Raw genomic sequence first — 21508 nt, 5'->3', positions numbered from 1 at the left:
TCGACGATTGCCTCGGACGCCGGACGACGAGACTGGGCCATCACAGCGTATTGACGTAGTCGATTGGCAGAAACACCGTGTCCAGCGCCGCATCAACGGGCAGTGACACCACGGTCACCAACGGACAGACCAGCGAGACGTAACACAAAATGCCCGCAGGCGAGCCTTCGCCACCCGTTTTGTTGACCCCCAGCAGCATCAGCCCGCCATCGACGCCTTTGTAGTAATCGGCTTGCGACTCTGCGCCCAATCGCCCCAGCATGGTCCCGCAACCCGCCACGCTCGCCATCAACCCCAGGACAACCCCAAGGCGTAAAGTCCGTTTCAAATCCTGTTTCCTTTTATCGAGTTCACGCAGTGCACCGTACGGTGACGCGACGACGTGCCGTATCCATGGAAAACTACGCACATTCGCAGCGCGCGAGTGTAATGGCATTGGATAGCCCTGCGCGCCCTCCAATGCGACGAACCCCACCCCACACAAGGACAGTGAGCAGCATGACCAGCAGAAAGAAGCCCACGCCCCCAGCCTCGCGTCGCGATGCACGGTTGTTTCTCGGCTTCGCCGCCGCGCTGGCCGTGATGGCCTGCCTGATAGCCTTCACCGTCGCTGACGGCTTGATGCACGGCGCCATCAACTCGATGACCCGTTTCGGTCCCAAAACGCTTTATACGCTCGCAGAGGACGCCAGGATGTACCGCTTCACGCTCATCTGGCACAGCGTGATAGCCGGGGCGCTGCTGATACTGGCCGGCGTGTCGTTTCAGGTCAGTCGGGCCTTGGCGCCTGATCGAAAGCCGTAGGCCGCGCAGCCGAAGCGGACGCGCTGGCCTGCATCCGCTTGCGCAACCGACTGCGCAACGCAATCGCCGGCTTCTCGACCAGCCGATAACTGACCCACCCCAGCGCCATCGACGCCGCCATCAGGGTAAGCATGTCCAGGTGCGTGGGGGTCGTCATCCCAAAGGTCCGCCAGACCCAGATCAGCAGGAAGTGATTGAGAAAAACGCCGTAGCTGATGTTGCCCAGCAACTGGTCCAGCCGCCCCGATGACCTTTGCGCCAACAGGAAAATCATTGGCACCCCGACGACCACCCCCAGTAGCACCTCGGCATTGAAGGGCACCCTGTTGACGCCGAACACCAGGGTCGCCACCAGCAACGCGCAGCACAACCCGCAAGTGGCCACGATTGCCAGCCTCTCGCGTCGGCCCTTCTCATACAGAAAACTGCCCAGCAGAAACATGAACAACGTGCCCGGCAGCAACCGGTAGCCAAACCAATCGGTATTGATCGTCGTCGAATAGGCGAACAGAAACACCACCAGCGAACTGCCGAATGCCAGCCAGCGCAGGCGATAAATCAACAGAAACGGAATCACCAGATAGAAACAGGCTTCGAGCCCCAACGACCAGGCGGGCGGGATAATCACGCCATCGGCCATCAGCGGCGTCATGTAAAAACTGTTTGGCACGATCAGCGCGTTCAGGATCAGGCTTTGCCAGGTGATCGCGTGCACAAAAAAGTCATGCACGTCGGCTGCAAAAAAATAGATGACGCTCAGCGTCAGATAGAAAAGATACTGCGGCTGCAACCGCATCAACCGATCCAGGTAAAAGTCGGGAATCGACCTGGGGGCCAGGTAGTAGCGCTTGATCAGCGCGGTCATCACATAGCCCGAAAGCATGAAGAACGAAATCACCGCGACCACCCCGGGGTTCAACCCCAGGACTGTCAGCCCCATGTGTGACACCAGCACCAGCAAGGCCAGGATCAAGCGGTACGTTCCCATGCGAATCCCTGTGGATGGAAAGAGGAACCGCACTCTAGCAAGCCCGGCTCATCGATAGCCAACAGCGTTTCGCGAACATATTCACAACGGGATCGAACAGACAGGACAACCCCACACACTCACATGCCCCGACTACCGGGGCATGTGTTCCGAACAGGCCAGACCGCGGCTATTACCGCCATACGCTTCAGGCCTCAAACACGCGTCATTTGGCATCCTTCCAGTGCGCATTCACGTCCCGGATAGTGCCACCCACCAGCGTCACCGAGCTTTGCTCCGGCTGCCCGTTGCGGGTCGCCGTCACGTTGTACCTGCCAGCCGGCAGATTGACATAAACGATAGGCCCGACCTGATTCAGCGCCAGCACCGAGTGGCCCTGCATGTTCTGGATCATCACATCCACATCCGGCACATACTCATTCGCCGGCCCCGTGGAGAACGTCAGATGCAGGTTGTAACCCTTGGCTTGTTGAATCGCCCGCGACTCATCCAGGCCAATGCCCCCTGACAGGTAAGAGATCCCGTTTTGTTGTTGTGGCTCCAGCTGGACGACCGACATGTCGATCGGCTCCTGGCTCGGGCTGGCCGCCAGCAAAATCGAGGAAGGCCACACCGCCAGTGCCGCCGCCAGCCCGGTGGAAAATGCCAATGCGTTAAAGGACTTCATAACGACTCCCAGGGTTCGTACAGAACCCGTCGAAGGCGATGCCCGCCCTGATGCCCGTACCCACAAAGTGGCGGCATCGCGGTTCTTTGCCTGCACTGCGCAGCGATCACGCTACGCGGGCCTGCTGCTCGCGAGGGATGCAAAACAAAGCCTCGCTCTTATAAGTTTATGCCCCACCCCATGGCCGATTAGATCAATTAGGCGTGAAGCCCTGCACAAAACCGGCTAGCAAAGGCACAACCCGCTTCAAGGCACTCGCGGCTAAAACACCCACGCCGCGAATGTTCCCTTCGGTTTTTCGCGCAACTGCGCTTCAATAGCTCACCCTGCGCCTGGATAGAGGACCAACATCAATGGCATCCGCGGACAAACAACAGAAACGAGCCAAGCGCGCAAAAGCCAAGGCTAAACAAAACAGAACCCAGCGCGCAGCGCCTCAGGTCGACCTGGACCCGAACGACGACCGCATCGACTTCGAGTCGGTTGACCTGTCCGACCTGTTCGACAGAATGCGCACCGCCGAGAAAACCAGCCAGCAAGCGCTGTGCACAGCCTTCCTGGAAGACCCGTTGCTGGCATTGGTGCTTGAACAGGAAGGCGAGGAAGAGGCTACAGACTTCATCCTCGCAGCGCTGATCGAGTACCGCCAATGGTCCACCGAGGCGGACGAAGCCAAGGCCCTGGCCTGGATTGAAAGCCCGCAGTTCCAGGCCGACTATGTCGCGGCCTCCGAAGCGCTGCAGAAATCGTCACGCTGATTCTGCGAGTCAAAAAAAACGGCTGCTGTCATACCTGACAGCGGCCGTTTTTCGTTGTGCTCCACTGCCGCGGCACCTGCAGATTGTTCCCTCACCACATGCAGACTATCGTGGGCAGCAATTGAGCCCAGGTCTCTCTCAAATGAACGTGCCGATCACACCCTCCCGGACACCACCGCTGCCTGCTCAGGCTGAAGAGCCACGACCAACCTTCGGTCCGAGCGAATCATTCCGAGAGCCCGCTGCCGATGGGGTTGTGCTCGGCGGCTTCACCTGGCGTCATCCACGGCACGCTGACGACCGCCCGGTCGTCATTATCAACGCGGCCACCTCCGTACGCTGCCGGCATTACTCTCGCTTTGCCGATTACCTGTTTGCCAATGGCTTCGACGTCATCGCCTATGACTACCGGGGCATCGGCGAATCCCGCCCCGCCTCCTTGCGCGGGTTCAAGGCCTCTTGGTCAGACTGGGGCGCACTGGATTTCGAGGCCATCCTGCAACGGGCCATCCGGGAGTATCCCGGCCAGCCGATCGACGTGGTCGGCCATAGTTTTGGCGGCTGCGCAGCAGGGCTGGCCGCTTCCGGGCACGTGATCCGACGCCTGGTCACCGTGGGCGCGCAATTCGCTTACTGGCGAGACTACGCCTCGGCCAGCCGCTGGCGGATGTTCATCAAGTGGCACCTGTTCATGCCGCTCATGACGAAAGGCTACGGCTACTTTCCCGGCAAACGTCTGGGCTGGCTCGAAGACACGCCCGCCGGTGTCGTCTACGACTGGAGCACCCCGGCCGCCCGCTACGAACAACGCCCCAGCGGTCGCGTCATCGCCGCGAAACCTCAAGGCTTGCCGTTCACTGCGGTCACCGCGCAAGCCCTGGCCATCAGCCTCAGCGACGATCCTTACGGCACTGTTTCCGCCATCGAGCGCTTGCTCGGCTACTTCACCGCCAGTGCCAACACCCACCTGCGAATCACCCCCGAAGACATCGGCGAAGTGGAAGTCGGACATTTCGCCTTTTTTCGCAGCCCGTACCAAGCCACACTATGGCCCATTGCATTGTCCTGGCTACAGAACGGCGAACTGCACCCCGGCACACCCGGACGGTTAGTGCCCCGCAGCGCCCCGACCTGAGCCGCCCTCCCCCACACGCATACGGAACGAAGTACATGGCTGCCACGAACAAACAACAGAAACGCGCCAAACGCGCCAAGATCAAGGCCAAGCAGATTCGCATCAGCGGCAGAAAACCCATCGCCATGCATGACGACCCGAACGCGCCGGCCGAGCAGATGCCCGAGTACACCCTGGCGATGTTCGGCAAAATGCGCGAAGCAGAAGCCATCAGCCGCAACGACATGCTGCTGACCTTGCTGACGTCGCTCAGCGAGATCATCAACGACCATCCAGAACTGCTGGACATGGAAAACGCCGAGAACGAAGCCATGGCCGCCACGCACCTGGCTGCCGACATGCTGATCGACTACCGCATGTGGGCCGACGGCATGGACCGTGAAGCGGCCCAGGCCCTGGCTCACAGAACCGCAGTTCATCACCGACTTCGGCAGTGCGCTGGACAGCTATCGCGAATCGCTGGACGAGCCAGAGGCAAAAGGCGAGTAACCACGCCGCAAGCCCCCTCGCCAACAAAAACGGCCGCTGTCATCACTGACAGCGGCCGTTTTGCGTTACGCGGTGCGGATCAGCTCAACGCCAGCGCAGGGTCGTTCCAGGGCACCAGGGCCACGACAATGAAGATCGACAACGGACGCACCACAAACACACGTAAAAAGTGTGTCATGCACAATAAAAGTGCGGATCGGGAACGTTTGGCCGGTTAGCGCTTCCAACACCCGGCCAAAGCTGGCACCATCGCGCCTTTTTTTACGCGACACCCGCGCAATCATGGCTTCAAACGGGCGTTCGGTTGTTGATGGCGCGACAGTCTGCTGCGCTGATGCGACAACCTGCCGCACACTGTCCGTTTACGCCCCGCGGGGCTGTTGGCTGCGATTCGAACGCCATGCTAGCTTGGCGCTCCCAGTAAGGCCGCCCAACAGCTGGAGCACAACAGAACACAATGAGGACCGCACATGGCTGAGGCCACGCCCGCGCTTGAAATCCGCAACTTGCACAAACGCTACGGCCAGCTTGAGGTGCTCAAAGGCGTCTCGCTGACCGCCCGCGACGGCGATGTGATCTCGATCCTGGGTTCCTCCGGTTCCGGCAAGTCCACGTTCCTTCGTTGCATCAACCTGTTGGAAAACCCGAACCAGGGACAGATCCTGGTGGCCGGCGAAGAGCTCAAGCTCAAGCCTGCAAAAAACGGTGAACTGGTTGCCGCCGACGGCAAACAGATCAACCGCCTGCGCAGCGAGATCGGTTTTGTGTTTCAAAACTTTAATCTCTGGCCGCACATGAGCGTGCTCGACAACATCATCGAGGCGCCGCGCCGGGTGCTCGGCCAGAGCAAGCGCGATGCCATCGAAACCGCAGAAGCCTTGCTGGCCAAGGTCGGCATCGCCGACAAGCGCCACGCCTACCCGGCACAACTCTCCGGCGGCCAGCAACAACGCGCCGCCATCGCCCGCACGCTGGCGATGCAACCCAAGGTCATTCTGTTCGACGAGCCCACCTCAGCGCTTGACCCGGAAATGGTTCAGGAAGTACTTAATGTGATCCGCGCCCTGGCCGAAGAAGGCCGGACCATGCTGCTGGTGACCCATGAGATGGGCTTTGCCCGCCAGGTGTCCAGCGAAGTGGTGTTCCTCCACCAAGGCCTGGTCGAGGAACAGGGATCGCCACAGCAGGTGTTCGATAACCCGCTTTCGGCGCGCTGCAAACAATTCATGTCCAGCAACCGCTAACGGAGCTAACTACATGCAGACTTACAAGAAATTCCTCCTGGCTGCGGCCGCCACCCTGGTGTTCTCGGCCAACGCCATGGCTGCCGAAAAACTGAAGATGGGCATCGAAGCGGCCTACCCGCCGTTCAACAACAAAGATGCCAGCGGCCAGGTGGTCGGTTTCGACAAGGACATCGGCGACGCCCTGTGCGCCAAGATGAAAGTCGAATGCGAAGTCGTGACCTCCGATTGGGACGGCATCATCCCGGCGCTGAATGCCAAGAAATTCAACTTCCTGATCTCTTCCCTGTCGATTACCGACGAACGCAAGCAGGCCGTTGATTTCACCGATCCGTACTACTCCAACAAGCTGCAGTTCATTGCGCCGAAGAACGTCGACCTCAAAACCGACAAGGATTCGCTCAAAGGCAAGGTAATCGGCACCCAGCGCGCCACCCTGGCTGGCACCTGGCTGGAAGATACCTACGGTGACGACATCACCATCAAGCTGTACGACACCCAGGAAAACGCCTACCTGGACCTGACATCCGGTCGCGTCGACGCCATCCTCGCGGACAAGTACGCCAACTACGACTGGCTGAAAAGCGACGCCGGCAAGAACTACGAGTTCAAGGGCGACCCGGTGGTGGAAAGCGACAAGATCGGCATCGCCGTGCGCAAGGGCGACGACAAACTGCGTAATGACCTGAACGTCGCGCTGAAAGAAATCGTCGCTGATGGCACCTACAAGAAGATCAACGACAAGTACTTCCCGTTCAGCATCTATTGATCCTGAGCTGCCTGACCGGCGCCGTGTGACGCGGTGGCCGGTCCTTAGCAAAGCCTGCTGCGATTTGAATACCCATCCATGATTATCGATCTCTACGGATTCGGCCCGGCGCTCGCCGCTGGTGCGCTGATGACCGTCAAACTGGCGCTCACGGCCTTGTGCCTGGGGCTGGTGCTCGGTCTGCTCGGCGCCTTGGCCAAGACTTCCCCGTACAAGCCGCTGCAATGGCTTGGCGGCACCTACTCGACCCTGGTTCGAGGCATCCCGGAATTGCTCTGGGTGCTGCTGATCTACTTCGGCACGGTCAACCTGATGCGTGCCCTGGGCGAGTTTTTCGGCAATCCCGACCTGGCACTCAACGCCTTCGCCGCTGGCGTGATCGCGCTGGGCCTGTGCTTCGGCGCCTACGCCACGGAAGTGTTCCGCGGGGCAATCCTGGCAATCCCCAAGGGCCACCGTGAAGCGGGCATGGCGCTGGGTCTGTCTAAGTGGCGGATTTTCACCCGGCTGATCATGCCGCAGATGTGGCGCATTGCTCTGCCGGGGCTGGGCAACCTGTTCATGATCCTGATGAAGGACACCGCACTGGTGTCGGTGATTGGCCTGGAAGAAATCATGCGTCATGCCCAGAACGGCGTGACCATGACCAAGCAACCGTTCACCTTCTACATGGTCGCGGCCTTCATGTACCTGGGCCTGACGGTGCTGGCCATGACCGGCATGCACCTGCTTGAAAAACGCGCCGCTCGCGGCTTCGCGAGGAGCACGCAATGAACTGGGAAGTCATTATCAAGTGGCTGCCGAAACTGGCCCAGGGCGCGACCCTGACGCTGGAACTGGTGGCCATTGCGGTCATCCTCGGCCTGCTGCTGGCCATTCCGCTGGGCATCGCCCGCTCGTCGAAGCTCTGGTACGTGCGCGCCCTGCCTTATGCGTACATTTTCTTCTTCCGTGGCACGCCGTTGCTGGTTCAGCTGTTCCTGGTCTATTACGGCCTCGCGCAGTTCGACGCTGTCCGCGCGAGCGCGATGTGGCCGTACCTGCGCGATCCGTTCTGGTGCGCCACCGCCACCATGACCCTGCACACGGCGGCCTACATTGCCGAGATCCTGCGCGGGGCGATCCAGGCCATTCCACCGGGCGAAATCGAAGCTGCCCGGGCACTGGGCATGTCGCGGCCAAAAGCGCTGTTCTACATCATCCTGCCGCGCGCCGCGCGCATCGGCCTGCCAGCCTACAGCAACGAAGTGATCCTGATGCTCAAGGCCAGCGCCCTGGCCAGCACCGTGACCCTGCTGGAACTGACCGGCATGGCCCGCACCATCATCGCCCGGACCTACCTGCCGGTAGAGATCTTCTTCGCCGCAGGCATGTTCTACCTGCTGATGGCCTACGTGCTGGTGCGTGGCTTCAAACTGCTGGAGCGCTGGTTGCGCGTCGATGCCTGCCAGGGGCGTTGACCGACCGGTGCTGGCGGGCGAGCAATTGCTCGCCCGCTTCACGGCACTGGACGAATTCCTGACCGAGCATCAAGCCCTGTGGCGCCCGCGCCCATTCACCCATCGGCACCTGCCATGGGAAGAAAGCCACCCGGAACTGGCGAACTGGCTACGCCAACGGTCGCTGGAAGACGCAGAAAACAGCCACAACCACCCCGAACAACTGCCCGCTCCTGCGCCTTTTCCGGCACTGGCAGCGCAAGCCTTTGCGCTCAGCACTGTAGGCGATCTTCCCGTTCATGCACTTGAACCTTCGACCCGGCGCCTTAACGTCGACGTACCCGGCCGCAAATGGCAGCAGATCGAAGCCTTCGCCGCTTGCCTGACGTTCTCTACAGCGCCCCGGCACTGGCTCGACTGGTGCTCAGGCAAAGGGCATTTGGGCCGACGCCTGTTGCAACCCGGCCAGCAACTGACGTGCCTGGAGTTCGACCCGGCACTGATCGCCAGCGGCCAGGCACTCAGCCAGCACCATCACCTCGCGGTGAACCATCACCAGCAAGACGTGATGGCCGCCGATGCGGCTGCGCGCCTGAATGCCAACCACACGCCAGTCGCCCTGCACGCCTGCGGCGACCTGCATGTGCGGCTGATGCAACTGGCCAGCGCGGCAGGTTGTGAACAACTGGCCATCGCACCCTGCTGCTACAACCGCATCAGTACCCGCGAGTATCAACCGCTGTCAGTCGCGGCCAAGGCCTCTGGCCTGGAGCTTTCGCTGGATGATCTGGCGCTGCCGCTGAGCGAGACCGTCACCGCGGGCGCTCGTGTCAGACGTCAGCGCGATGCGTCCATGGCCCGGCGCCTGGCCTTCGACCTGCTGCAACGGCAACTGCGCGGCACTGACGACTACCTGCCAACCCCATCGCTGCCCAGCAGTTGGCTGACCAAACCCTTTGCCGACTACTGTCGCGATCTGGCGGTGCTGAAAAACTTATCCACAGTCGGCGAACATGACTGGTCAGCGCTGGAATCCGCAGGCTGGCAACGCCTGGCACAGGTCCGCAACCTGGAACTGCTGCGCGGTTTGTTCCGTCGGCCGCTGGAGTTGTGGCTGGTGCTGGATCGGGCGCTGTTACTGGAAGAAAAAGGCTACAACGTTCGCCTTGGGCAGTTCTGTGAAGCACCGTTGACGCCACGCAACCTGATGCTGTTGGCCGAGCGCCGATAGACCACGCAGGCACACCCCGGCCTGTGGATAAGTCTGTTGATGAAATAATCCTGGATCCAGTTAGAACACTGTTTCGGCGCTGAAACAGTACCTGATCGTTTTTTGTTCACATGAATAAAAAACCGAAAAAACAGCTATTTGCGAGCAAATGAGAACGGCATCACAGAACCCGGCCACCTGCTGTCATTCGACAGCCGCCGTTGTGCATAAGCCTTCAAGCGAAAGGGCATAACCGCCCATTCAGCGGCTCTTTAATAGCAAAATAACGCGCGGGGAAATCACCCACACGGCACCGGAACATCGCCATGAAATGGCTCGGCGAAGCATAGCCCAAAGCCTCCACTGCGCCAGTGACCGACACACCGATTACAAACAGTCCCCCGTATCGCACCTGCTGGCACCCTCGAACAGAACGGTGCCAGTTTGGCTGGCGAAATTGCCCTGATTGGTTGGCCCCTAAAACAGGACACAAAGGGTCAACCCGGCACACCTCCCTCCCCGCCGAACCTCAAGGAATTCACGGCTTGGCAACCCAGGTCCAACCCCGAATAAAAATAGTCAGAATTCAGGGGTTTACAGAATCTCGCCAATCGCTATAATCGTTGCCCAACACGCCGGTATAGCTCAGTTGGTAGAGCAACTGACTTGTAATCAGTAGGTCCCGGGTTCGACTCCTGGTGCCGGCACCACATTAGGCTCCATTGCATTCTACTGAATGCTCTGGAAGCCCCGAAAACCCGCCCTTTGGCGGGTTTTTTCGTTCCAGGACCCTCTGTCGGGATCCAACAAAATCCCCCTTCCCCGAGGGTATGTTAGGGGTACTGCGATTTCCCGGTCAGGAGCGCGTACCCCCTATGCCACGTCTAGCGATCCCCCTCAGCGACCTGCAATGCCGCACGGCCAAAACCCGCGAACGCGCCTACAAACTGTTCGACGGCGGCGGCATGTACCTTTTCGTCAAACCCAATGGCGTGAAGACCTGGCGCTTGAAGTACACCAAGCCCAACGGCAAGGAAGGTACGCTCATCATCGGCAATTACCCCATCGTTACCCTTTCCGTCGCACGGCGTAAGCGAGACGAAGCCAAGGCATTGCTGCTCGACAACCTCGACCCAATGGAAGAAAAGAAGAAGGCCAAGATCGTAGCCCAGCGGGCGGCACTGCTTTTCGAAACCGTTGCTCTGGAGTGGCACGCCGACATGTCCCGTCGCTGGACCGAAGGACACGCAAAAACCGTGATGAGCCGACTGCGTACCCACGTCTTCCCGCTGATCGGCCAACGACCCATCGCTGAACTCGATACCCATGACCTGCTAGAAATCACCCAGCGCATCAAGGAACGCGGCACCATGGATGTGGCGTTAAGGGTACAGAACTACTTATCCACCATCATGCGCGGGGCCAAAAGGGCTCGGCAGATCACCATGAATCCCGCTCTAGATCTGGCAGGCTCGCTTCACTCGCCGCGCACAGTCCATCGCCCGGCCCTCTCTCTCAACCGCCTACCCGAACTGCTGCACCGTATCGACAACTACAACGGCCGCGAACTGACGCGCCTCGCCGTCCTGTTGACGTTGCATGTATTCGTCCGCTCCAGCGAACTGCGCTTCGCTCGATGGAGTGAGTTCGACCTCCAACGCGCCATGTGGGAAATCCCCGATACACGCGCACCGATTGAAGGGGTACGCAACTCCACGCGCGGGACCAAGATGAACGGCGACATTCAAATGGTTCCGCTATCGCCGCAGGTCATCGAAATACTGGAGCGCCTGCGCAGCCTCAGTCGCTTTTCAGAGTTGGTGCTACCGGGCGACCACAAGTACTGGAAGCCCATGTCCGAGAACACGGTGAACACCATGCTCCGCAACGTCGGCTATGACACCAGCAAGGACGTGTGCGGCCACGGCTTCAGGACCATGGCCTGTAGCGCCCTGCTTGAGTCCGGGTTATGGACCGACGCAGCCATCGAAAGACAAATGAGCCACAAGGAACGCAACCGTGTGCGCGCCGCGTATATCCACAAAGCTGAATTTCTGGAGCAGCGCCGGCTGATCATGGCGTGGTGGAGCAACTACATTGATGCCAACCGCCATGGGCATGTGACACCCCACGAATTCGCTCACCCAGTCGGCGACAACATCACGGCCCTAAAAAATAGCCGTGGCGCATCCAAACGTGGGTAAGCCTGTGAGATCACCGTTGTCCGCCCTTCCACGCGGGTCCATCCAAGCGGGGCTGCAAAGCCGCCCTGCTTGGATGGACCTCATTTAAAAAATCTAAAGCCCACGCGAACTGTCTGTGGAAAACCATAGATTTCCACCGGTGGATAATTTCATCCACAGCCGCAGAATTCCCGAAAATTCGAGTCTTGACCCAAATTATCCACAGGCGTAGAAAAGATCGGGCAAAGCGCTGTCGTTGACAGCAACCCCAGGTAGCCAGAACCTTTGAGGCTACGCCACACCGTGGTGGTTCTCCCAAAGTGCGATTAGCGTCCGGCGGCTCGCACGGTCACTCACCGAGTGATGGATGCCTACTTCAGATCGTTGCCATTGCGGCAAATACATCCCTCTACCCAGCTGCCCTGCAGCAACCTATCTGCTTGGCCATTTCACTGCGCCAACCTGCGCCCGTCTCTTTCTTCTGGAAAGAGACGGGCGCTCCTACCCCTGCTGCAGCCCACCTCGTACAAGGCTCTGCGGCATTCCCCCTCGTGACAATCGGCGTGACAAACACCGAAGCCACCAGCAGCAGCGATGCAGATGATGGTGCCGCAGCCTACGGAATGGACTGCACCTGACTGACAGTCAGGTATGCCCCGGTCATCGCATCACTGTCTTCACCCGACTCAGGATCTCGCGGCGCCGGTCTCGTCAGCCAGTGTAGCCTCCACCCGCCCACTTCTTCGGAAGTGTTCAGGAGGCCAGATCATGAGATGCCCAAGCTCCCGGTCGTAAGGAGCCGCCAGTCCCGCGTTAGTGGACAACCCTCACAGGTCGCAGGGGCCTTGATCCCTGATAACACTCAACATTCTTGGCGGGATGACGTGGGGAAGGTTTTACAAGTGTGGCTTACAGAGGAGTTTGGTCATGGGATTGGTCGGTAGACGGGAGGGGCGTAATTTTGGCTATGGCCGGCAATTGAGCTATGCCGGGCTGCAGGCACTGAAAGACCTGTTTGGCGGTGAGCATTACGGGACGGTCAAAGCACACAGTGATCGTTGGCAGACGTTCGTGCGCTGGTGTCGGTCGGAGGACGGCCCGGGAATTAATGATGCACGGCAGATAGATCGGCAGACCTTGCTGGATTACGCGGAGCATCTGCGTCACTTGGTTGAGCGCAGCGATCTCGCCATCGCCACTGCGCAAAACCGATTATCCAGCATCAATCGGACCCTGGCAGCGCTTCGCGGTGATCAGTATGTGAAAGTACCGAGTCCGAGCAAGGCGCTAGGAATGCGGCGCACCAGTGTTCGTCGTTCGGTGCCGCAAGGCCAAGACCGCGAACATGTGAAGAGGGTCGTAGAGGTGCTTTGCGCACACCAGCAGCCGCGTGCCGCGGCCATCGCTCAATTAGCGCGAGCCACCGGCATGCGCTTACGTGAGGCCATTTTGGCCGACCTTCCGCGCTTAAAACGTGAGGCCGAACAATACGGCAAGATCAACATCCAGGATGGCACCAAGGGGGGCCGCTCAGGTGCCTCGGCACCTCGCTGGATCAGGGCGGATGATCATATTCGCGAGGCGCTGAAATTCGCCGAACAGGTCTCACCCGACGGTAGCCGCAACCTACTTGCACCGAACGAAACCTACCTCGATTTCCAAGGGAGAATCGTCCGTCCTGCACGGGACATCCTCCATCAGTACAACCTCAAAGGCTTCCACGAATTGCGGGCAGCCTATGCGTGCGAACGCTATGAGCAAATCACCCACCATCCCGCCCCCATCAACGGTGGCCATTGCTATCAACTCGACCGACGTCTCGATCAGGAAGCCCGAGTACAAATCAGCTATGAGCTGGGGCACAACCGTATCGTCGTGGTGGCCGCTTACATTGGTGGTCGCGCATGAGCACGGCATTCGATATGGACCTGTTCCTGGCGGGCGTCCTAACCGGGTCGCATACCACGCGCCAACGCCACCTGCGTCAGGCGAGGGCCATCCAAACAGCGATCGCTGAGCGCTGGCAACGCGACAATCCATGGACTTGGCAGAGAAAACACCTTGCGTGGTTTTTGAATCACCACCTAAACCAGCACACTCAATCGACGCGCTATCACTATTTGCTGACCATGCAATTACTCACTCATCGCTTAGGAAAATCCTGGCAGTTCAACCTCTAAACGAAGGTCAGAAAACGGCCAGAAGCAGTCGGTCGCGGGATGACATTTTCGACCCGTTGCCTCCTCTAGAACTCCGTTTAAAGCGGTCGTTTTATAAGCAGATAGAAACTGTGGCCTGTTCCCTCACTGTTACTAAGAGCTACGTGAAGTTCAATGCGACGACAACAAAATAATACTTAGCACTGAAACTTATTTCAGTAGATAATTATATTCGGAGCGACGGCAACCTAGATCACCGATCTAATCAATATCCGAGCAGCTAAAAATGTTTCATGCTCTCGCACATATGCATCTTCCGATTTTGATTGCAAATGGCTATCATTGAGAGCCTGCAAATAAAGGATAAGCCTCATGTCACCATTAGGGTTTACGCTCAAAAAAGGATTTCAACTAAGCGATCACAGTATGCGAAAAGATGATCTCGCATTGGTCTCTCTGAGAGTGGCAATGAAGTCTTTTTTTTCAACTTATGCTAAATTGCGTGGTCGAATTTCAAGCATCAAAAACCCCTCCGCAACCACGCAGGAGGTCATAGATTCATATTCCCTAAATTATGCAGAGGCATACGCAGAAACCGTAGTGCACTTTCAGCACTTCGCTGAGCTAGCATGCAAAAGCTTTCTACGTAATGACCACCCCCTTCTGTCAGATGTTGGGTCTGGAAAGGCTGGCGTGCTTCACAGTCTTCTTCATAATAAAAAATTGACTGCGGATGAAGAGAAGCAAGTTCGCAGTATCGAGTTTTCTGAAGCGCTAAAAAGGCTTAAGGAACTTGTAAGTTCCAATAAGCTTGAAGGTCATGCTAACCTCCAATTCATTACTACTCACTTCGATACGCTGAACGAACTTAACAATCTGCGGAATAGAGTCTGGCATCGTGGGCTTTACGTTCTAGAGTATTCGGCACTTGATGAGTTTGTCGGGAAATACGTGCTACCCTTCGTACGTGACGTGGTATCTCACCAGTTTTTCGCTGGGAAGGAGATAATATGGAAGTATGCGTCGCCACATTGTGGGCTAGACCCAATCGATGAGATTGTTAAGCATTTTTCTACCGAGGCCTATAACCTTGAAAAGGTCGCCTATCTTAAAGAAATTGGTAGATCCGCATATGACGACAAACTACCCAAATCCCCCAAGAACGAAAAGCCTTTTACATTTACATTTTTTCTACACAACGCTGAAAAGAAGAGGGCTGAACGAATCGCAGCGAGCGAAGCAAAGCTGGACTTTTACGAAGTTTGTCTATGCCCTACCTGTGGCGCAAACTCCTTAATCATTCATGAAGAGACTGATTCCGACTTTGATGATGAGGGTGCGCCTTTCAACTGGTATAGATTCACGCATGCCGCAAAGTGCGAGTACTGTGGCCTCTCCCTGGATGATGAGATCGGAAACGCAAAGGATCATGGACTTAGCGGTATTCCAGAATATTTTCGAAGTGAGGCAGAGTCCTAATATAACGGTAGAGTCATTGTGAAACTGGCTGAAACGTTCAGTGGGCATAAACATTTTACGTATCTTATGGGGATCTAGTTATGTTAATTACGGACGAACTGCGTCACGCTGTAATGCGATCAGAAGATGCTCTCTCTCATGCCAACCTAGTCTTCAAGGATACCTCCTTGGAAATTATTTTGGCATTCTGGGATAGGCTTTTAGAGAACAGCAATTCAATATGTTTGCTGTTAGATAATGATTTTATAAACGAGGCAATGGTAATCCACCGCTTATCGATTGAGCACTTTAGTGTCATCGTTGGTTTGGTGGAAGGCAAAACGTCCCTTGAAGACTTAAAAAACAAGGACCTCACAGACCTGCCTAAACAAGCTCGGGGGGTACAGAGAGGGGACGAAAAAAATTTAAGCCTGACTCCAGAAAATCGTGAGATTTTGAAGGATTTCGTAAGCCAGATGGACGCAGCACCCGCACAGGCATCTGGAACCAGCGTTTACAATCTGCTTGACTCCTGTGGTTTGGACTCCGTGTATATCAACTATCGTCTGTATTCCATTCGAGCAGCACATGCGACCCTATTGTCTGGCATCAGTTCGGGCGATTTTGCCGAAAAAGCCAAGCTGATAACCGACGCAATAAGCCTTTTGGATTTAACCAATGCATTTGCCCGTAAATATGAAAGTAAGACAACGGAGTAATACGACAAGCTGAATAGGGACGCTCTTTGCTCACTGAATCCTGTTTTGGGAGGATGAGATGAATCAGCGTCCGCTTCTGGCCGGTTCTGCCTGTCGTGACCGGCAGAAGTCGGCCAAGAGTAGACGTTCGACCATGAAGGTGACTTTGCCAATCCGATGCAAACGGCTCGTTAGGTCGAATGCAAATGGGTGGGTAAGTCCGTGCAATTACGCAGCAGGCTCAATTACGCTTTTCACCCCGCAACCTCATAAGTTCAGTAATAACTTTTGAAGTGTACTTGCCTCTAAGCTTAGCGACAAACAATGGCTCGACATCTTGGGCAAAACCTATGAGACCTTGCAAATGTGCAATCGACTTACGATCAAGTTGACCTAGTATAAAATGATGAATCATTGCGCTAATCAACCGCTTTCTATCACGACCGATAGTCACATTACCGTCGTTGCTCAGCACTAGTCCGGTGACTCGCCGCTGGTTCTTTTTAGAGGCATGAACCGTTTTATCTGCATTGAGCAATAGCCCAGGCTCAGGTAGTTCCTTGAGAGTACCCTGAAGAAATTCTTCTACAAGAAAAGTTTTGCCCTTTTCATTGGAGGAAAATGTTAGATCATCTGCATATCGTGAGTAGATAATGTCACGCTCAAAGCACCACTGACTTACGACCGAGTCAAAGTTAAACATGACTGCATTAGACAACACTGGCGAAGATGGAGCACCAATACTAAGAGCCAAACGCCCTGTTGCTTTATCGCGAATGCAGCTCATCCTAGCCATATCGGCAATGCTTCTTTCAGACAATTGCCCCTGAAATACTCTAGACAGTAAAGTCTGTACATCGACTTCAGTTATTGACCCGAAAAAATTAACAAAATCAAATTTTGATATATATGAGCAGCCAACATGCCGCTCAGCGTTATTTTTAATGCTTGCTCCGTGCTTATACGCCGCTGCGCACTCATGCACCGGCAACTTAGAAAACCAAAAATTCATCATAAAGTTTTGGATGATTTTAGTTTCTTTGGCAGGCTGAGCGATCGGCCTAACACCACCGTTTTTCTTCGGGATAGTATAGCGCTTGTAAGCATATGGAGCCCTAACCAGCAATCGAACGACTTCGTGTTCAGAAATCATAAACTCATCTGAAAGGTGTTCACGAAAATTATATTCGCTCATTTCGCAACCCCTAACTTTGCTTGTTCAATAGCCCTGTTGCGATTTCGTTCGGATGTCGCTGCTTTGTAATAATCGACGCATTCTACTTTCAATCTTAATGTGTCAACCATACCTCCCGTTTTAAGAGCGAAGCGGAGCGTATGAAAAGATTCGTTACCACAGGCGTAAAATTTTGAATCACCATACCCACCGATCTTCTTAATAAACTCAAACTCTTGCAACAAGAATATTTTTCGCCGCACATCATCACGATGTATATCTTTGCCTAGCCCCTTAATCGCCTCAACAATCTCGCTTTCCTTAAGAGCAACAAAAAGCCTAATCAACTCGTATATTAGAACGACAATATGAATATTATTACCAAGAGACAGGCTTTGTGTTTTTTTCAGAGCATTAAGTTCTTCTACAATATCATCCATAACGCCTGTAACAACATGCTCTGGAATCTCAAGCGGATACTTTGGATTCCAAGGATAAACCTTAACGCCGCTTCCGTGCCTTTCGTTTATATGCCTAAGAATTCCAAGGTTGATAAAAGATTTATCGTCCGCATATTCTTCAGGTACAAATACTATGAGTTTTTTTTGAAAATCTGGTAACTGCGAAAAAGCACCTAGCTCAGCAATGGAGCCGTCGCTCTCAACGGTGATTGCAATGAGTGAGCAGATGCTCGCAAGATCTGCTTCGAAATCCATCAGGTTTCGATAGACCCCATCTTCATGCCACGACTTAATCTCTTCTGGCCGAAAAATGTGGGGTGCCTTCATCATACTGAGCGCTTTGCGCTTCAAAGCATCACGAAGAGAACGGACGGGAGGGTCCTTTGCATCTGCATGTTCTTTTTCAGGGACATAGCCCCCGCAGAGTAGAACAATCGGATTCTTGGAGAAGTAAATTTTACTCTCATCCAAATCTACATCAGCAAGAATATGTCGCGGATCCATGCGAAAAAGGGCTCTTTACCAAGATTCAGCCGCAGACAAGATCTGTGGACCGGAGCGACGAAGGAGCGTAGGGCCGCAGATCTTGTCTGCGGAATAAAACAACGCAATGCAATTGAGTCTGGCGAAACGCCTGACTAAGCCTTCAACGACTAGTATCTGGCTCTAAACGCGTAAAGAGACCTCCTTTCTAGGGCAGAACGCCAGCATTGTCAATTTTAATTTTCAGGTCTCATAGCCCCACATATTCTGTTTCCGAGTGAGATTTGTGATGGCCATCCAAGGATGTGAGCCGATCCCCTGGACGGAATCGACTGACCAACGCGAGGGGCCGCTTTGGGTTTATATCTGACCTTCTTGACCGCCTGCTATTGGCCGTCTGCTGCCTGTCGACACGGCAGCTTTTGGGGGATTCCTGCCTATTCTCTAAGGAAGGGATGATCGACAACGTTCTAATTCAGGAGGTTTACCATTCGTATGCGGCTCTGAATTACTTACAGACCGACAATGTGCTGACATCTAAAAAATCCCGGATTCGATTCCACCTAACGCCATAACTAGCTGATTTATTTATAGTTACTAGTTGGGGTACGCCGAATTTTCCAGCGAACTCCAGACGCCCGAAAAACCTAGTCTCGCCGAAACATACCGTTCGTCTGGTGCCGCACCATACAAAACGAAGCCCTCGCAGAAATGCGAGGGCTTTGTTGTTTCTGGGGTTTCAGTTTAATGTCCCCGGCTCGGATTGCCTTAACACACCGGAACAGCGCTCAACGCTGCGCAACAAGGACGTATTCATGAAGCTCCCGCTGCTTTCGATCATTCCCTCCGTCCTCGTCATGCTGACGTTGCATTCCCCCAGCGCTCAAGCCGCCGGGTTCGACTGTGCGAAAGCTACCACGCAGGTGGAAAGAACCATTTGCGGCACGCCTGTGCTTTCAGCGCTGGATGAACAACTGAACGAACAGTACAAAGGGCTGAAGCACCTTCAGGTGTTTCGCTTGATGGAAACTCAGTGGCTGAGCGATGTGCGCAATGAGTGCGAAACCGTATCGTGTCTAGAGGACGCCTACCGTACGCAACAGCGTCTACTGAGCCCGGCAACACTTGTCGCCCCTGTAGACCAGACCACCCTGAAACCCCTTCCTCCGGGTCAGCGTTACTCCATGACCGAAGACGAACCCTGGGATCGCTATACCCTCGCGTCGTTTGAAGGTGTTCGAGCCGGTGGAGACCAGCAGATCGTTGATGCAGCTGTCATTTCAGGGGTCCTGCATGTGGTGCTCTTCGTGGGTAAATACCGTCCCGACGAACCCGGGTATGTAGGTAACTTGTACGAATACGTCGATAACAAACCTGGCCTGCACATTATCGCCAGTGAGGTCGCTTTCGTCGGCTGGGCGGCACCCGCCCGCAATGACCAGGGCATGCGTTTCGCAGGGATCTCGGATGGCGTTTTCTACTACCGCCAACACCAGGCCGGGAATCTGCAAAAAGGCATGGCCTACCGTATCGCCTCGCGCCAGGCGCCCAAAGAAAGTACTCAGGTCTTTCAGGTGCCGTCGAACACCTTGCTGAATGCCAAAGCCAACGTGACCGAAGACGTGAATACCCTCAACAACCAACTGACGCTGAACTACCCAGTAGCAGCGTTCGGCACCTATGCCGAGCGTGTCGCCGACCCGGATGCTCCCGGCATTCCGGACACCGGCTGGGGTATCGTCAACCCGACCTGGAGCGAAACCCGGCCCGTGCTCTACTTCGACAATAACGGGGCCCGCGCCTGCATCTGGCGTGTTGATCTGGCGACCAAGACCCTGTCCAAGATCGTGCCGGAACATGAAGCGGTTTCCGGACACTCGATCGAGTTCAACGGCCGGGAAGCACTGGTGTACCTCGACGGGAATGCACTCAAATTTGCGATGGCGCCAGATTGATAGCGGGCGCACTGAATGCGTTGATTTCCCTCCGCACAAAAAAGCCCCGAACCAGTCGGGACTTTTTCAGTTGAGCCTTGCATCAGGGCCCTGGTTCACGCAACCCACATCAAAAGACGTTGATCGGGTATTCCACAAACACACGCAGTTCGTTGCCGCTGTCGTTGTAGTCCGAGGACTTTTTCGACACGCGCAGGATCGAGCTGCGCAGTTTTACGCTCAGGTCTTTGGCCGGGCCGCTTTGGACCACGTACTTGAACTGGTTGAAGATCTCGCGCTCGGTGCCGCCGGTGCTGTCCTTGGTGGTGATGTTGTCACCACGCACGTAAGCCACGTTGTAGGTCAGGCCCGGTACGCCAAAGGCGCCGAAGTCCAGGCCGTAGGCCAGTTGCCAGCTGCGTTCGTCTTCAGCGTTGAAGTCGGACCAGTAGGAGTTGGCCAGGTAGATGGTGTTGCCGCCATCGCCTGTACGATTACCCGCGTTCTGGTAGCCGCCGTACGGGTAGCCCAGGTTGCTGTCGCCGGTGCTGCGCTGGTGGGCGAGGGTGAACGAGTGCGGGCCGGTGGCGTAGGTGGCGGCCAGGCTCCAGATTTTGTTGTCTTCGCCGCCGGCGTTTTTCAACTCGGCGTAGGACTTGTCCAGTTCGGTGCGGTAGCCGTTGAAGTCCAGGGTCAGGGACTGATCGGTGGCCAACGGGAACACGTAGTTCAGGTTCACGTATTGTTTCTTCATGACGTCTTCAACGTCGGAAGCGTACAACGCTGCCTTGAACTCTTTGGTGAACTGGTAGCTGCCGCCCAACACGTTGATGGACTTCAGGCCACCGCTGTCACGGCCTTCAGCGCTCTTGCGCGATTCGGCGGTGAAACGACCGGCGTCCAGCACCAGGCCATTGATCTCCTTGGAGGTGATCAGGGTGCCGGTGTAGCTTTCAGGCAGCAGGCGGGAATTGTCGTAGTTCAGCACCGGCAGGGCCGGCATCTGGTCGCCGTAGGTCAGGACGGTGTTGGACACACGGAACTTGACCGCAGCGCCAGCCTTGGCCAGGTCGCCCGCTGGCGTATGGTTGCCGTTGTTGCTGGTCTTGAAGAAGTCGACGCCGCCAAAACCGCTATGGCTGCCCTTGTCCAGACGCAAGGCGTACAGGCCGAAGGCATCAACGCCCACACCGACAGTGCCTTGGGTGAAACCCGACGAGAAGGTACCAATGGCTGCCTGACCCCATTCACGCTGGTCGGGATTGCCGTCTTTTTTGTCGCGATTGATGTAGGCGTTGCGCAGCAGCACTTTCAGGCTGCTGTCTTCAACAAAACCCTTGGACTCAGCCTGGTCGTTAGCCATGGCTTGAGTAGCGCTCAGAATCCCCAGTGCGATCAGACCGATCCGCTTGTTCAACATATTATTTTCCTTATTACGGGTTGATACGCGCTGTG

Annotated in this window: 20 protein-coding genes, 1 tRNA gene and 1 pseudogene; 16 read left to right on the top strand and 6 right to left on the bottom strand. The window is 56.0% G+C overall.

The genetic code is table 11. The features are described 5' to 3' along the window. Window positions 1–40: 40 nt before the first annotated feature. Entirely contained in the window at window positions 41–328 is a 288-nt protein-coding gene (locus AABM54_RS01650; RefSeq protein WP_347903301.1) for a YceK/YidQ family lipoprotein, read from the bottom strand. Between the two features lie 170 nt (window positions 329–498). On the opposite strand from AABM54_RS01650, the gene AABM54_RS01645 reads away from it, so the two are divergent. Further along, window positions 499–804, top strand: a complete 306-nt coding sequence (locus AABM54_RS01645) for a hypothetical protein (protein WP_347903300.1) — start codon at window positions 499–501, stop codon at window positions 802–804. Here AABM54_RS01645 and AABM54_RS01640 read toward each other — a convergent pair. Continuing rightward, window positions 770–1792 carry an acyltransferase gene (locus AABM54_RS01640; protein WP_347903298.1) on the bottom strand — a complete coding sequence of 341 codons (1023 nt, stop codon included), beginning with the start codon at window positions 1790–1792 and terminating at the stop codon, window positions 770–772. The genes AABM54_RS01645 and AABM54_RS01640 overlap by 35 nt on opposite strands. Window positions 1793–1997: 205 nt before the next feature. Continuing rightward, window positions 1998–2459, bottom strand: a complete 462-nt coding sequence (locus tag AABM54_RS01635; protein WP_347903296.1) for a carboxypeptidase regulatory-like domain-containing protein — start codon at window positions 2457–2459, stop codon at window positions 1998–2000. Window positions 2460–2812: 353 nt separating this feature from the next. On the opposite strand from AABM54_RS01635, the gene AABM54_RS01630 reads away from it, so the two are divergent. From AABM54_RS01630 to AABM54_RS01565, 14 genes and pseudogenes are all read left to right on the top strand, one after another. Beyond that, complete coding sequence (locus AABM54_RS01630) at window positions 2813–3217, top strand: hypothetical protein (protein WP_347903294.1); 405 nt, start codon at window positions 2813–2815, stop codon at window positions 3215–3217. Window positions 3218–3359: 142 nt separating this feature from the next. Next, entirely contained in the window at window positions 3360–4352 is a 993-nt protein-coding gene (locus AABM54_RS01625) for an alpha/beta fold hydrolase (RefSeq protein ID WP_347903293.1), read from the top strand. A 35-nt stretch (window positions 4353–4387) separates the two neighbouring features. Next, window positions 4388–4841 (top strand): annotated as a pseudogene (locus AABM54_RS01620) (hypothetical protein). Between the two features lie 470 nt (window positions 4842–5311). Continuing rightward, window positions 5312–6085, top strand: a complete 774-nt coding sequence (locus AABM54_RS01615; protein WP_347903291.1) for an ABC transporter ATP-binding protein — start codon at window positions 5312–5314, stop codon at window positions 6083–6085. 13 nt (window positions 6086–6098) lie between these two features. After that, window positions 6099–6854, top strand: coding sequence for an ABC transporter substrate-binding protein (locus tag AABM54_RS01610; RefSeq protein WP_347903290.1), 756 nt, complete (start codon window positions 6099–6101; stop codon window positions 6852–6854). A gap of 78 nt (window positions 6855–6932) precedes the next feature. Beyond that, entirely contained in the window at window positions 6933–7628 is a 696-nt protein-coding gene (locus AABM54_RS01605; RefSeq protein WP_347903289.1) for an ABC transporter permease, read from the top strand. Beyond that, window positions 7625–8314, top strand: coding sequence for an ABC transporter permease (locus AABM54_RS01600; RefSeq protein WP_347903288.1), 690 nt, complete (start codon window positions 7625–7627; stop codon window positions 8312–8314). Before AABM54_RS01605 ends, AABM54_RS01600 begins: the two co-directional genes overlap by 4 nt. Next, window positions 8295–9524: a methyltransferase gene (locus AABM54_RS01595; protein WP_347903287.1), complete on the top strand. Its 1230-nt coding sequence runs from the start codon at window positions 8295–8297 to the stop codon at window positions 9522–9524. Before AABM54_RS01600 ends, AABM54_RS01595 begins: the two co-directional genes overlap by 20 nt. Window positions 9525–10137: 613 nt before the next feature. Continuing rightward, window positions 10138–10213 (top strand) — tRNA-Thr (locus AABM54_RS01590). Window positions 10214–10378: 165 nt separating this feature from the next. Then, the gene (locus AABM54_RS01585; RefSeq protein WP_347903286.1) at window positions 10379–11707 is read left to right on the top strand and encodes an integrase arm-type DNA-binding domain-containing protein; all 1329 of its coding nucleotides are present in this window, start codon (window positions 10379–10381) and stop codon (window positions 11705–11707) included. Between the two features lie 906 nt (window positions 11708–12613). After that, window positions 12614–13594, top strand: coding sequence for an integrase domain-containing protein (locus tag AABM54_RS01580; RefSeq protein WP_347903285.1), 981 nt, complete (start codon window positions 12614–12616; stop codon window positions 13592–13594). Beyond that, a complete protein-coding gene (locus AABM54_RS01575) occupies window positions 13591–13866 on the top strand; it encodes a hypothetical protein (RefSeq protein ID WP_347903283.1) in 276 nt (91 codons plus the stop codon). The genes AABM54_RS01580 and AABM54_RS01575 overlap by 4 nt, the downstream gene beginning before the upstream one ends. A 351-nt stretch (window positions 13867–14217) precedes the next feature. Further along, entirely contained in the window at window positions 14218–15324 is a 1107-nt protein-coding gene (locus AABM54_RS01570) for a hypothetical protein (RefSeq protein WP_347903282.1), read from the top strand. Window positions 15325–15491: 167 nt separating this feature from the next. Continuing rightward, window positions 15492–16022 carry a DUF5677 domain-containing protein gene (locus AABM54_RS01565; protein ID WP_347903281.1) on the top strand — a complete coding sequence of 177 codons (531 nt, stop codon included), beginning with the start codon at window positions 15492–15494 and terminating at the stop codon, window positions 16020–16022. Window positions 16023–16242: 220 nt separating this feature from the next. On the opposite strand, the gene AABM54_RS01560 is transcribed toward AABM54_RS01565, so the two are convergent. After that, on the bottom strand, window positions 16243–17196 hold the full coding sequence (locus AABM54_RS01560; protein ID WP_347903280.1) for a retron St85 family RNA-directed DNA polymerase: 954 nt from the start codon (window positions 17194–17196) through the stop codon (window positions 16243–16245). After that, window positions 17193–18140, bottom strand: coding sequence for a retron St85 family effector protein (locus AABM54_RS01555; protein WP_347903278.1), 948 nt, complete (start codon window positions 18138–18140; stop codon window positions 17193–17195). The genes AABM54_RS01560 and AABM54_RS01555 overlap by 4 nt, the downstream gene beginning before the upstream one ends. Window positions 18141–18934: 794 nt before the next feature. Here AABM54_RS01555 and AABM54_RS01550 point away from each other — a divergent pair. After that, window positions 18935–20074: a hypothetical protein gene (locus AABM54_RS01550; protein ID WP_347903277.1), complete on the top strand. Its 1140-nt coding sequence runs from the start codon at window positions 18935–18937 to the stop codon at window positions 20072–20074. Window positions 20075–20183: 109 nt separating this feature from the next. Here AABM54_RS01550 and AABM54_RS01545 read toward each other — a convergent pair whose 3' ends face one another. Then, window positions 20184–21473 carry an OprD family porin gene (locus AABM54_RS01545; protein WP_347903276.1) on the bottom strand — a complete coding sequence of 430 codons (1290 nt, stop codon included), beginning with the start codon at window positions 21471–21473 and terminating at the stop codon, window positions 20184–20186. Window positions 21474–21508 lie beyond the last annotated feature (35 nt).

It is taken from the genome of Pseudomonas purpurea (assembly GCF_039908635.1).
GTDB lineage: Bacteria > Pseudomonadota > Gammaproteobacteria > Pseudomonadales > Pseudomonadaceae > Aquipseudomonas > Aquipseudomonas purpurea.
This window is presented reverse-complemented; position numbering and strand designations above follow the sequence as displayed.

Bases quoted from the DNA above. Each gene is read 5' to 3' on its own strand.
- AABM54_RS01630 (WP_347903294.1), top strand. From the start codon at position 2,813: ATGGCATCCGCGGACAAACAACAGAAACGAGCCAAGCGCGCAAAAGCC.
- AABM54_RS01640 (WP_347903298.1), bottom strand. From the start codon at position 1,792: ATGGGAACGTACCGCTTGATCCTGGCCTTGCTGGTGCTGGTGTCACAC.
- AABM54_RS01610 (WP_347903290.1), top strand. From the start codon at position 6,099: ATGCAGACTTACAAGAAATTCCTCCTGGCTGCGGCCGCCACCCTGGTG.
- AABM54_RS01545 (WP_347903276.1), bottom strand. From the start codon at position 21,473: ATGTTGAACAAGCGGATCGGTCTGATCGCACTGGGGATTCTGAGCGCT.
- AABM54_RS01600 (WP_347903288.1), top strand. From the start codon at position 7,625: ATGAACTGGGAAGTCATTATCAAGTGGCTGCCGAAACTGGCCCAGGGC.
- AABM54_RS01570 (WP_347903282.1), top strand. From the start codon at position 14,218: ATGTCACCATTAGGGTTTACGCTCAAAAAAGGATTTCAACTAAGCGAT.
- AABM54_RS01635 (WP_347903296.1), bottom strand. From the start codon at position 2,459: ATGAAGTCCTTTAACGCATTGGCATTTTCCACCGGGCTGGCGGCGGCA.
- AABM54_RS01575 (WP_347903283.1), top strand. From the start codon at position 13,591: ATGAGCACGGCATTCGATATGGACCTGTTCCTGGCGGGCGTCCTAACC.
- AABM54_RS01560 (WP_347903280.1), bottom strand. From the start codon at position 17,196: ATGAGCGAATATAATTTTCGTGAACACCTTTCAGATGAGTTTATGATT.
- AABM54_RS01615 (WP_347903291.1), top strand. From the start codon at position 5,312: ATGGCTGAGGCCACGCCCGCGCTTGAAATCCGCAACTTGCACAAACGC.
- AABM54_RS01605 (WP_347903289.1), top strand. From the start codon at position 6,933: ATGATTATCGATCTCTACGGATTCGGCCCGGCGCTCGCCGCTGGTGCG.
- AABM54_RS01580 (WP_347903285.1), top strand. From the start codon at position 12,614: ATGGGATTGGTCGGTAGACGGGAGGGGCGTAATTTTGGCTATGGCCGG.
- AABM54_RS01645 (WP_347903300.1), top strand. From the start codon at position 499: ATGACCAGCAGAAAGAAGCCCACGCCCCCAGCCTCGCGTCGCGATGCA.
- AABM54_RS01595 (WP_347903287.1), top strand. From the start codon at position 8,295: ATGCCTGCCAGGGGCGTTGACCGACCGGTGCTGGCGGGCGAGCAATTG.
- AABM54_RS01550 (WP_347903277.1), top strand. From the start codon at position 18,935: ATGAAGCTCCCGCTGCTTTCGATCATTCCCTCCGTCCTCGTCATGCTG.
- AABM54_RS01555 (WP_347903278.1), bottom strand. From the start codon at position 18,140: ATGGATCCGCGACATATTCTTGCTGATGTAGATTTGGATGAGAGTAAA.
- AABM54_RS01625 (WP_347903293.1), top strand. From the start codon at position 3,360: ATGAACGTGCCGATCACACCCTCCCGGACACCACCGCTGCCTGCTCAG.
- AABM54_RS01585 (WP_347903286.1), top strand. From the start codon at position 10,379: ATGCCACGTCTAGCGATCCCCCTCAGCGACCTGCAATGCCGCACGGCC.